Below are 10,258 nucleotides of genomic sequence, written 5' to 3'. Positions count from 1 at the left end.
ATGCAGCAGCCGCCTCGATCTGGCCGCGATGGCCGCGCAGTTCGTGGATGCGCGCGTCGAACGGCTTCACCGAGCCCGCTGCCGCGTCGACGCTCAGCGCGCCCGAGACGAGCGCCGTACGGTACAGGTCTTCGATCGCGAACAGGTTGTAGAGCGCGAGCGCCGTGGAGGCCTGCGTGCCGTTGAGCAGCGCGAGACCTTCCTTCGCCTGGAGCGCGAGCGGCTTGAGGCCGACGAGACGCAAACCCTCGACCGCGCTCATGCGCTCGCCCTTCGCGAATACATCGCCTACACCGAGCAACACGCACGACATATGCGCGAGCGGCGCGAGGTCACCCGAGGCGCCCACCGAACCCTTCACCGGAATCACAGGCAGCACGTCGGCGTTGAAGAGCGTGATGAGCGCATCCATCACTTCGCGGCGAATGCCCGAATGACCGCGGCCGAGACTCGACAGCTTCAGCGCCATCAAGAGACGCACGACCGGACGCTCCATCGGCTCGCCCACGCCCACGGCATGCGAGAGCACGAGATTGCGCTGCAGGAGTTCGAGCTGGTCGCGCGGGATATGCGTGCTGGCTAGACGACCGAACCCGGTGTTGATGCCGTACGCGGGCTCGCCCTTCGCCGTGATTTCCGCAACGGCGCGCGCGCCCGCATCGATGGCCGCGAAGCTCGCCGGATCGAGTTCGAGCTTCACACCGCCGTTTTCGGCGGAACGCGCGATCTGGCGCAGTTGCGGGAGGGTCAGATGGCCGGGGGTCAGTTTGATGTTCATCGCAGTCTCAAAGTTGTCTGGACAAGGTGAGAGCAGATTACAGAAACGAGCTTGTCTATACAAGTTCAATTTACTTCAGGTTTACCCGTATCTCCCCTTCGCAATGCCCGGTTTACGACAGATTTCAGCTGGAGCGGGTTGTTTCACCAGGTACTAACACCGATTGCCGGCCTTTGCGACGTATCGATAATTGTATAGACAACTTGTAGTACCGAGCCGCCGTACACGAACGGACACAGGCGCGTGTCCCGCATGGGCGCCCCTCATTCTTACTGGAGACTTCATGAAGAAACTTGCCTTGTGTGTCGCCCTCGCCCTTGCCGCCGGTGGCGCGTACGCGAAAGACTGGGCCACGATCCGCTTCGGCACCGACGCGAGCTATGCGCCGTTCGAATCGAAGGCGACCGATGGCAAGCTGGTCGGTTTCGACATCGACCTCGGCAACGAAATCTGCCGACGCCTGAACGCTAAATGCGTGTGGGTCGAGCAGGATTTCGACGGCATGATTCCGGGCCTCAAGGCCAAGAAGTTCGACGGCGCGCTCTCCGCGCTCACCATCACCCCGCAGCGCGAGCAGCAAATCGCCTTTTCGACCAAGCTTTTCAATACGCCTACGCGTCTCGTCGCGAAGCAGGGTTCGCCGCTGCAGCCGACCATCGCGTCGCTGCAAGGCAAGACGGTGGGCGTCGAGCAAGGCTCTATTCAGGAAACCTACGCAAAGCAGAACTGGGCACCGAAGGGGGTCAACGTCATTGCCTACCAGAACCAGGATCAGGTTTACCTGGACCTGCAGTCGGGACGCCTCGACGCCGCGCTGCAAGACGAAGTGCAGGCCAGTCTCGGCTTCCTGAAGACGCCGCGCGGCGCGGGCTTTGCGTTTGCCGGTCAGGCGATCCCCACGGGCGCCGCCGCGATCGGCCTGCGCAAGGAAGACGCCGACCTCAAGGCGAAGATCGACAAGACGATCGCCGAGATGATCGAGGACGGCACATACAAGAAAATCGAGTCGAAGTATTTCGATTTCGACGTCTACGGCGGCTAGGCACCGCTGTCTGCATCTGCATTAACGGAGGTCATCCTTTCATGGACTTTCAAGGCTTTGGCCCGCTGCTCCTCGCGGGCACGTGGGAAACCATCAAGCTCGCCGTGCTCTCGCTCGGCGCGGCATTCGTGCTGGGGCTCGCAGGCGCCGCGGCGAAGCTTTCGCCCAATCGCGCGCTCTCGCGCATCGGCACGATGTACACCACGCTCATTCGCGCGGTACCCGACCTCGTGCTCATGCTGCTGCTGTTCTACAGCATCCAGATCTGGCTCAACGACGCGACCGACATGATGGGCATGGACCAGATCGACATCGATCCGTTCGTGGCCGGCGTCATCACGCTCGGCTTCATCTACGGCGCGTACTTCACGGAGACCTTCCGCGGCGCGTTTCTCGCCGTGCCGCGCGGCCAGATCGAAGCGGGCTTCGCCTACGGCATGAGCTCCACGCGCGTGTTCAGGCGCATCCTGTTCCCACAGATGATGCGCTTCGCGCTGCCGGGCATCGGCAACAACTGGCAGGTGCTCGTGAAGGCCACGGCGCTGGTCTCGATCATCGGGCTCGCCGACGTGGTGAAGGCCGCACAGGACGCGGGCAAGGCCACCCAGTCGTTCTTCTTTTTCACACTCGTGACCGGCGCGATCTATCTCGCCATCACCACGGTTTCCAACCTGGCATTGCACCGGCTCGAAAAGCGCTACTCGACCGGTGTGCGGAGGGCAGCGCTGTGATCGAACTGCTTCGTCAATACTGGCCGAACTTTCTGTATAGCGACGGCTTCAACATTAGCGGGCTCGCCATCACGCTCTGGCTGCTGGTCGTTTCGATCGTGGCGGGTTTCGTGCTCGCCGTGCCGCTCGCGATTGCGCGCGCGTCGCGCAATCCGTGGCTTTCGCGGCCGGTCTGGGTCTACACCTATGTGTTCAGGGGCACACCGCTCTATGTGCAGCTTCTGCTCATTTATACGGGCATTTACAGCCTGCACTTCGTTCACTACAACGCAGTGCTGGGCGACTTCTTTCGCAGTGCCATGAATTGCACGCTGCTCGCGTTTGCGTTGAACGAGTGCGCTTACGCCACCGAGATCTTCGCTGGTGCGATTCGCGAAACATCCTACGGCGAAATCGAAGCGGCGCAGGCCTACGGCATGTCGAAGACCAAGGTGTATACGCGCATCATCCTGCCCTCCGCGTTGCGGCGCGCGCTGCCCTCGTACAGCAACGAGGTCATCCTCATGCTGCACGCCACGACGCTCGCGTTCACGGCAACCGTGCCCGATATCCTGAAGGTGGCGCGCGACGCGAACTCCGCCACCTATATGACGTTCCAGGCCTATGGCATTGCAGCGGCGCTCTATGCGTCCATCGTCTTCGCCCTGATCTGGGCCTTCCGGCGCGTGGAGACGCGCATGCTGGCTTATTTGAAGCCGCAAGGCCACTAAGAATTTCACGCAGTCCTGATGGAGTGAATCGAGTATGTACAAGCTGATTGTCGACGACCTGCACAAGAAGTTCGGCGAGAACGAGGTATTGAAGGGCGTATCGCTCAAGGCGAAGGCTGGCGACGTGATCAGCCTGATCGGGTCGAGCGGCTCGGGGAAAAGCACATTCCTGCGTTGCATCAACTTCCTCGAGTCGCCGTGCTCGGGACGCATTACGCTCAACGGCGAGGAAATCCGCACCCGCGCCGATCGTGCCGGCGCGCTGCGCGTGAGCGACCCGAAGCAGTTGCAGAAGATGCGCACGCGCCTTTCGATGGTTTTTCAGCATTTCAATCTTTGGGCGCACATGACCGTGCTCGAGAACATCATCGAAGCGCCCGTGAGTGTGCTGGGCCTGAGCCGCACAGAAGCCGAGGCCCGCGCGCGCAAGTACCTGGACAAGGTGGGGCTCGCGGCGGGCGTCGAGCACAAGTACCCGTCGCATCTCTCCGGCGGCCAGCAGCAGCGCGTGGCGATCGCGCGCGCGCTGGCCATGGAGCCCGAAGTGATGCTCTTCGACGAACCCACGTCCGCGCTCGACCCCGAACTCGTGGGCGAAGTGCTCAAGGTCATGCAAAAGCTGGCGGAGGAAGGCCGCACGATGATCGTCGTCACGCACGAAATGGGTTTCGCGCGCAACGTTTCCAATCATGTCGTATTCCTGCACAAGGGGAAGATCGAGGAGCAAGGCGATCCCAAGGAAGTGCTCAACGCGCCGCGCAGCGAGCGGTTGCAGCAGTTCCTCGCGGGGCGCTTGAAGTAAGGCGCCTCGCTCGCGCCAGCGCACGCTCGCGTGGCGCTGGCGCCGTTGGGCCTAAACTACCGGCATGCCGCCCACTTCAGACGCCTGCATGCCATCTTGCGCCGCCCTCAAATGCGGCACATTCGCGGTCGACAACACGCGCCGCGAACTGGCCACCGCCGATGCCTTGCAGGACCCCGCCCTCCTGCGCCGCCTGCTGCGCGCGAAGGACCGCATGGACGCCGCCTCCCATGAGGCCTGGCCCGTCAAGCGCCTCGCGGAAGTCAGCGGCGTTTCCGAAGCCCATTTCGCGCGCTCCTTCAAGCGCGCCTTCGGTCTCCCTCCGCATCGCTATCTGCTCACGAGGCGCATCGAGCAGGCGGCCACCCTGCTGCGCGACACCGCGCTGGATATCACCGAAATCGCCTTCGCCACCGGCTGGGAGAGCCTCGGCACGTTCGGCCGCACCTTCCGCGACATCACCGGCATGAGCCCCAGCGCCATGCGCATCGAGGCCAGGGCGAGCCTGCGCGAGCTCGACCGCATACCGGCCTGCGTGCTGAAGGCGGCGCAGCGCCCCGATCTCACCACAGCAGTTTTGGAGAAGCGCCGGCGCGCGGCCAAAGCTACAGTGCGGCCATCTATCAAGGAGGCGACATGAACCAGGGGATCAACGTGGTGGGCCTGTACGTCGACGATCAGGACGAAGCGCTGCGGTTTTACGTCGACAAACTCGGATTCCGGGTGCATACGGACGTGCGCAACGGCGCGTACCGCTGGCTCACGGTCCAGCATCCGGAACAGCCATCGTTTCAGCTCGGCCTGTTCGTGCCGGGGCCGCCCGTGCACGACGACGCCACCGCACGAACGCTGCGCGCCATGGTGGCCAAGGGCGCGATGCCGCCCCTCGTGCTCTGTGTGGCGGACTGCAGGGCCAGTTTCGAGCGGTTGAAAAAGCTCGGCGTGGAATTCACACAGGAACCGGTCGACCGCTACGGCAGTATCGACGCCGGTTTTCGCGATCCCGCGGGCAACGGCTGGAAGATGATCCAGGCGCCGAAGCAGGGACGAGAGAACTAATACCTACCGCGACCTACCGCGCGCCTGCCCGGGCGCGCGAGCCGCCGCGCCGTCACCCGTGCGCGCCGGCAAGCAGGCAGCCCGCCGCACGGATATCCGCGGCTCCGAAGGTGATGCACTCTGCAGCGTCTCTGAAATGGTCTCGACTTTCGGCAATTTCCTGATAGTCGATTTCACCGTCGATCATGACGTATTCGTGAATGCGCAAGCCCGCGCACAAAATCACTTCGATATTGCGGTCGGTCGCCGGAAACACGGCTTGTGGCTCGCCCTGCCGGGTGATCACCAGTAGCTGGCCGCCCAACCTGTCCTTGATGAATAGCGCCTGCGTCACGCGCGAGGTTTGGACGCGAGTCAGATCGCCCGCCAGATCCGGATACGCTTCGCTAGCGTTCTTTAACATACTGCCTCCTGTACGGCGCCGACTTGTCACCGTCGATTGCGTTGAATGACAAATCAACTATATATGCGACGCCTTCGGGTCGTCGGCGTCATCTTGTCGCCAATCATCGTTTAATTGAGTGAATTCCCGCGCAGATCATTGACAGATTAGTTTACTTATCATCTTTTGCAGAGGGAGACACAGCGCGCTAACTGCTGCATAATCTGTGTTGCATGACGCCGTGCCGACCGGCTTTTTCTCTGATGATTTGCCCCTTCTTTCAGGCTCCTCAGGCAACAGCAAACCAACCGCGTGGCCATCGCCATCTGGTTGATATATTACCTTTACGGCACAGCGGATGACCCACTCACCCATCTTTTTACGGAGCGATTGAAATTGGAACGCGAAGTCGTCGTAGTGAGCGGTGTGCGCACCGCTATTGGCAAATTTGGCGGTAGCCTGAAGGACTTGCCCACAACCGAACTCGGCACGCTGGTGGTGCGCGAGGTGCTCGCGCGCGCCGGGGTGGCGGGCGACCAGGTCGGCCACGTGGTCTTCGGCAATGTGATCCCGACCGAACCCAGGGACCTCTATCTCTCCCGCGTAGCCGCGATCCAGGGCGGGGTGGCGCAGTCCACGCCCGCCTTCAACGTCAATCGCCTGTGCGGCTCGGGGCTCCAGGCGATCGTGTCCGCGGCCCAGACCATTTTGCTGGGCGACGCCGAAGTCGCCATCGGCGCCGGCGCCGAGAACATGAGCCGCGCCCCGTATCTCTCCATGGATGCGCGCTTTGGCTCGCGCATGGGCGACAGCCGTCTGGTCGACATGATGCTCGGCGCGCTGAACGATCCGTTCGACACCGTGCCGATGGGCGTCACCGCCGAAAACGTCGCGGAGAAATTCGGCATCACGCGCGAGCAGCAGGACGCACTCGCCGTCGAGTCGCATCGCCGGGCGGCGCGCGCGATTGCCGAGGGCCGCTTCAAGGAGCAGATCCTGCCGGTCACGCGCAAGGTAAAAGGCAAGGAAGTGGTGTTCGATACCGACGAGCATGTTCGTACGGACATCGACCTCGCTGACCTGGCCGCCATGCGCCCGGTCTTCAGGAAGGAGAACGGCACCGTCACGGCCGGCAATGCGTCGGGCATCAACGACGCCGCTGCCGCCGTGCTGATGATGGAGCGGCAAACCGCCGCGCGCCATGGCATCAAACCAATGGCGCGGCTCGTCGCGTATGCGCACGCGGGGGTCGATCCGCGCTACATGGGCATCGGCCCCGTGCCTGCCACTCGTCTCGCGCTCGAACGCGCCGGTCTGCGCATCAGCGACATCGATGTCATCGAGGCGAACGAGGCCTTCGCCGCTCAGGCCTGCGCCGTGAGTCAGGAACTGCAGCTCGATCCAGCGAAGGTGAATCCCAATGGCTCGGGCATCTCGCTCGGTCATCCGATCGGCGCGACGGGCGCGCTCATCACCGTCAAGGCGCTTTATGAACTGAAGCGCACGGGCGGCCGTTACGCGCTCGTCACGATGTGCATCGGCGGCGGGCAAGGCATTGCCGCCATCTTCGAGAACATCGAGGCCTGACGTTCTCCTGGCGTTCTACTTTTGCGCGCCGCCTTCCATCGGAAGGCGGCGCTTCTTGCGATATGGGCCACCGCGCTCGTGCTGCTAGTGCGCGTCACTTGCTAGTCGAGCGTGACAAAAGGCGCGTAGTTGTCCATCCAGTCGTACTGGCCGGTCGCGCTCGCCCACGCCCAGTTCGACGGCGACTGCGGTGCGGCACTGCGGCTTGCCACGTCCGCACCGCTGCGCGGCTCGGTCCCCGCCACGCTGCCCTCGGCGCCCGCCTCGGGGCTCTCCATGATGATGTGTTTCATTGCGATCGTGCTCCAAAGAGAATATTGATCCGCACGGCCGCTGTGACTTCACGCAGCGCGTCCGGCATCCTTTTCGATGTGAGCGAACGATACGGCAATCCGTTGAAGCGCTTTTCGCTTCAAATGCCATTGTTTTAGGCGTATGCGCCACTGCGCGTTAACACCCAATGCGCCGCGAGACGGCATTGCGCTTCACGTCGGCAATTTGATGACAATTCAATGACTGCTCGCGTGCCTGCCAGCAACGCACGCGAAGCGAAGCGGGCACGACGGCTCCAACGGCCCGGCATGTCGCAAGGAGGAGATCAGGCCCCGGCGTCCCAGCCGTGGGAGGCGAGGATCTTGTCGAGCAGAAAGCGCAGCGCGACGCGCTCCGCCTCGTTGAGTCCCTGGTAGAGGTCGCTGTCGCGCTTCTCCAGCGTCGGGCCGACCTTCTTGAAGATCTTCTTGCCCTCGGCCGTGAGCGAAATGATGACGCTGCGCCCGTCCTTGTCGTTGCCCGCGCGCGCGAGGATCTCCTTGGTCAGCATGGCCTCGACCGTGCGGCTCGCCTGGCTCTTGTCGAGATTGGCACGCCGGGAGATATCCATGACGGTCTGCGGGCCGAACGTGCCGATCGCCGCGATGATGCTCGCCTCGGGATACGGCACGCCGAGCTTTTCGCGCGACAACTCGCTGCTCATGCGATCGGCAATCTTGGTCAATGCCTTCAGCCGGTAGGTCAATGAGGCGTCTGCGCCTGGCTCATTCGTACTTGCCATATGTCCGCTCAAAAAATTGGATCCGGAAGCCCACTCGGTAAACCCGCGTATGTTGCCCTGATCCCGGCCGCGAGGTCAACTGTAGAGCAGTCGAGGCTGTGCTGTCGCGCACGCTTTCATGCCGTGCAAGCACGCGGTGAATGCCCAATCGCCGGCGCCATCGCACACAGGCAATTTAGTTACTTGCTTTCATCGCGGCCGCTTATACTTCACGCGTTCAACGCGCGAGCATGGCCATGAGCAAACGAATGACTGTCCGGCAGTCGCCGGTGCACGGCAAAGGTGTCTATGCATTGCGCCCCCTGCGGGCCGGCGAGCGCATCTTCGAATACAAAGGGAAAGTCATCACCTGGCGCAGTGCGGCGCGGCGTTATCGGCTGCGCGAAGACGGCGCGCATACTTTTCTCTTTGGTCTTTCCGATGGCCGGGTGATCGACGGCGGCCAGGGCGGCAACTGGGCGCGCTGGCTCAATCACGCATGCCAGGCGAACTGTGAAACCGTCGAAATCGACGGACATGTATTCATCGACGCGTGCCGCGACATCTTGCCGGGCGAGGAGCTTTTCATCGACTACGCCCTCGAATTGCCCGAGGATACGTGCGAAGACACCCTGCGCGAATACGTTTGCCGCTGCGGATCGCCAGCGTGCCGCGGAACGATGCTCGGCAGCGCTCACGTCTGAGGTCGGCTCCGAACCTGGCTGCGGGGGCCGGTCCGGTCATCGTCCTTCTTTGGATTGCACTTGCGCGGCCGTCGAAATCGCCGCTGTCGCCTGCGTGTCCGCTTCGAGCAACGCGCGCAGCGTGACTTGACCGGTGCCCCCTGAAGCCGCCGTCATGGCAAAGCGCCGCGCTCGCGGCTCATGATCGTGAATCGTGGATCGAACGAGCGGATAGATCTGCGTATCCCAGCGCCGGCCGTTGAACACACCGTAGTGCCCCACGCCCGTTTGCACGTGATGCGTCTTCATGTACGGCCGCAGGCCCGTGCACAGCGCCTGCGCGGCGACCGTCTGCCCGATCGCACAGATATCGTCCTTCTCGCCTTCGATCGTCAGCAGCGCCGTGCGCCGGATCGCATGCGGCTCGACGAGGCGATCGCCCACCTTGAGCTTGCCCAGCGGCAGCGCGTATTCCTGAAACACAGAGCGCACCGTTTCCAGGTAGAACTCGGCGGTGAGGTCGGTCGTGGCGAAATACTCGCGGTAGAAGGCGCGGATTGCATCGGCTTTGGTGGCGTCGCCCTTGGCGCGCTCCCGGCGCATCTCGGCAAACGAGGCCAGATGCCGCTCGAAATTCATCGACATGAACGCGCCTAGCTGAACGAACCCGGGATACACGCGCCGATGCGCGCCCGCAAAGCCGCCAGGCACCGTGCTGATGAGATTGCGCTCGAACCATTCGATTGGCTTGCTGTTTGCCAGCGTGTTGACCGCGGTGGGATTCACGCGGCAATCGATTGGGCCGGCCATGAGCGTCATGCTCGCGGGCTGCGCCGGATCGTTGTCGGCGGCCATCAGCGAAACGGCCGCCAGTGCGGCGACCGTGGGCTGGCAGATCGCCATCAGGTGCGAATCGGGCCCGACCGCGCGGAGGAACGCCATCACGTGCTCGACATATTCGTCGAAGCCGAAGCGCCCGGCCGCCAGCGGCACATCGCGCGGATTGTGCCAGTCGGTGATGTAGACGTCGTGATCGGCCAGCATCGTGCGCACGGTCCCGCGCAGCAAGGTGGCGAAGTGCCCCGACATCGGCGCGACGAGCAGCACGCGCGGTTGCGCGGCGGGCGCGTCCTTGCGAAAGCGCAGGAGCGTGGCGAACGGGGTGCGCCTTACGACCTCTTCGGTAACCGGCACCGGTTTGCCGTCCACTTGCACCGACTCGATGCCGAAGGGCGGGCGCGAATGCGTCAAGCCGGCTATTTCGAGCATTTCCCAACTCGCGTCGAGATCGCGCGCGTCGAGTCCGCCCGCGAGAGCAGGCCATGCGGCGAGCGTGGTGCGTACGAGCGTTGCGGCGGCACGAAGCGGAAGCGCCAGGTCCGCCATCGCCTGGTAGGCCGGATAGGCAAGCAGATTCATGGGCGCGAGTCCCCGATTTCGGTGAACGCTCA

General features: G+C 63.2%; 13 protein-coding genes. 8 read left to right on the top strand and 5 right to left on the bottom strand.

The genetic code is table 11. The features are described from left to right. On the bottom strand, positions 1 to 778 hold a 778-nt coding region (locus BMI01S_RS29070), incomplete at its 3' end, for an aromatic amino acid lyase (RefSeq protein ID WP_042291418.1). 283 nt (positions 779 to 1,061) lie between these two features. Here BMI01S_RS29070 and BMI01S_RS29065 point away from each other — a divergent pair. The 6 genes from BMI01S_RS29065 to BMI01S_RS29040 all read left to right on the top strand — a co-directional run bounded on the left by BMI01S_RS29065 (position 1,062) and on the right by BMI01S_RS29040 (position 5,122). After that, entirely contained in the window at positions 1,062 to 1,820 is a 759-nt protein-coding gene (locus tag BMI01S_RS29065) for an ABC transporter substrate-binding protein (protein ID WP_028212208.1), read from the top strand. A 41-nt stretch (positions 1,821 to 1,861) separates the two neighbouring features. Then, positions 1,862 to 2,551: an ABC transporter permease gene (locus BMI01S_RS29060; RefSeq protein ID WP_028212209.1), complete on the top strand. Its 690-nt coding sequence runs from the start codon at positions 1,862 to 1,864 to the stop codon at positions 2,549 to 2,551. Continuing rightward, positions 2,548 to 3,261, top strand: coding sequence for an ABC transporter permease (locus BMI01S_RS29055; protein ID WP_028212210.1), 714 nt, complete (start codon positions 2,548 to 2,550; stop codon positions 3,259 to 3,261). The genes BMI01S_RS29060 and BMI01S_RS29055 overlap by 4 nt, the downstream gene beginning before the upstream one ends. Positions 3,262 to 3,295: 34 nt before the next feature. Further along, positions 3,296 to 4,063: an ABC transporter ATP-binding protein gene (locus tag BMI01S_RS29050; protein WP_028232185.1), complete on the top strand. Its 768-nt coding sequence runs from the start codon at positions 3,296 to 3,298 to the stop codon at positions 4,061 to 4,063. A 214-nt stretch (positions 4,064 to 4,277) separates the two neighbouring features. Continuing rightward, a complete protein-coding gene (locus BMI01S_RS29045; RefSeq protein ID WP_244145435.1) occupies positions 4,278 to 4,703 on the top strand; it encodes a helix-turn-helix transcriptional regulator in 426 nt (141 codons plus the stop codon). Continuing rightward, complete coding sequence (locus tag BMI01S_RS29040) at positions 4,700 to 5,122, top strand: VOC family protein (RefSeq protein WP_028212213.1); 423 nt, start codon at positions 4,700 to 4,702, stop codon at positions 5,120 to 5,122. The genes BMI01S_RS29045 and BMI01S_RS29040 overlap by 4 nt, the downstream gene beginning before the upstream one ends. Positions 5,123 to 5,174: 52 nt before the next feature. On the opposite strand, the gene BMI01S_RS29035 is transcribed toward BMI01S_RS29040, so the two are convergent. Beyond that, a complete protein-coding gene (locus tag BMI01S_RS29035; protein WP_169745492.1) occupies positions 5,175 to 5,456 on the bottom strand; it encodes a hypothetical protein in 282 nt (93 codons plus the stop codon). 444 nt (positions 5,457 to 5,900) lie between these two features. Here BMI01S_RS29035 and bktB point away from each other — a divergent pair, with 444 nt between their 5' ends. Then, positions 5,901 to 7,091 (top strand): beta-ketothiolase BktB, encoded by a 1,191-nt coding sequence (bktB, locus tag BMI01S_RS29030; RefSeq protein WP_028232182.1) that lies wholly within the window; start codon positions 5,901 to 5,903, stop codon positions 7,089 to 7,091. Between the two features lie 101 nt (positions 7,092 to 7,192). Here the strand turns inward: bktB and BMI01S_RS29025 are convergent, their stop codons facing one another. Both BMI01S_RS29025 and BMI01S_RS29020 read right to left on the bottom strand, forming a co-directional pair. Further along, positions 7,193 to 7,384, bottom strand: coding sequence for a hypothetical protein (locus tag BMI01S_RS29025; RefSeq protein ID WP_036046253.1), 192 nt, complete (start codon positions 7,382 to 7,384; stop codon positions 7,193 to 7,195). Positions 7,385 to 7,689: 305 nt separating this feature from the next. Next, on the bottom strand, positions 7,690 to 8,145 hold the full coding sequence (locus tag BMI01S_RS29020) for a MarR family winged helix-turn-helix transcriptional regulator (RefSeq protein ID WP_028212216.1): 456 nt from the start codon (positions 8,143 to 8,145) through the stop codon (positions 7,690 to 7,692). Positions 8,146 to 8,381: 236 nt separating this feature from the next. Between BMI01S_RS29020 and BMI01S_RS29015 the strand changes: the two genes are divergently transcribed. Further along, a complete protein-coding gene (locus BMI01S_RS29015) occupies positions 8,382 to 8,828 on the top strand; it encodes an SET domain-containing protein (RefSeq protein WP_028212217.1) in 447 nt (148 codons plus the stop codon). 36 nt (positions 8,829 to 8,864) lie between these two features. Here the strand turns inward: BMI01S_RS29015 and BMI01S_RS29010 are convergent, their stop codons facing one another. Then, complete coding sequence (locus tag BMI01S_RS29010; protein WP_028212218.1) at positions 8,865 to 10,226, bottom strand: polyhydroxyalkanoate depolymerase; 1,362 nt, start codon at positions 10,224 to 10,226, stop codon at positions 8,865 to 8,867. Between the last annotated feature and the right edge of the window lie 32 nt (positions 10,227 to 10,258).

Source organism: Paraburkholderia mimosarum LMG 23256 = NBRC 106338 (assembly GCF_000739815.1).
Taxonomy (GTDB): domain Bacteria; phylum Pseudomonadota; class Gammaproteobacteria; order Burkholderiales; family Burkholderiaceae; genus Paraburkholderia; species Paraburkholderia mimosarum.
The sequence above is the reverse complement of the archived record's forward strand: the minus strand, read 5'-3'. Positions and strand labels throughout refer to the sequence as shown.

Bases quoted from the DNA above. Each gene is read 5' to 3' on its own strand.
- BMI01S_RS29050 (WP_028232185.1), top strand. From the start codon at position 3,296: ATGTACAAGCTGATTGTCGACGACCTGCACAAGAAGTTCGGCGAGAAC.
- BMI01S_RS29045 (WP_244145435.1), top strand. From the start codon at position 4,278: ATGGACGCCGCCTCCCATGAGGCCTGGCCCGTCAAGCGCCTCGCGGAA.
- BMI01S_RS29040 (WP_028212213.1), top strand. From the start codon at position 4,700: ATGAACCAGGGGATCAACGTGGTGGGCCTGTACGTCGACGATCAGGAC.
- BMI01S_RS29060 (WP_028212209.1), top strand. From the start codon at position 1,862: ATGGACTTTCAAGGCTTTGGCCCGCTGCTCCTCGCGGGCACGTGGGAA.
- BMI01S_RS29025 (WP_036046253.1), bottom strand. From the start codon at position 7,384: ATGAAACACATCATCATGGAGAGCCCCGAGGCGGGCGCCGAGGGCAGC.
- BMI01S_RS29010 (WP_028212218.1), bottom strand. From the start codon at position 10,226: ATGAATCTGCTTGCCTATCCGGCCTACCAGGCGATGGCGGACCTGGCG.
- BMI01S_RS29065 (WP_028212208.1), top strand. From the start codon at position 1,062: ATGAAGAAACTTGCCTTGTGTGTCGCCCTCGCCCTTGCCGCCGGTGGC.
- BMI01S_RS29015 (WP_028212217.1), top strand. From the start codon at position 8,382: ATGAGCAAACGAATGACTGTCCGGCAGTCGCCGGTGCACGGCAAAGGT.
- BMI01S_RS29020 (WP_028212216.1), bottom strand. From the start codon at position 8,145: ATGGCAAGTACGAATGAGCCAGGCGCAGACGCCTCATTGACCTACCGG.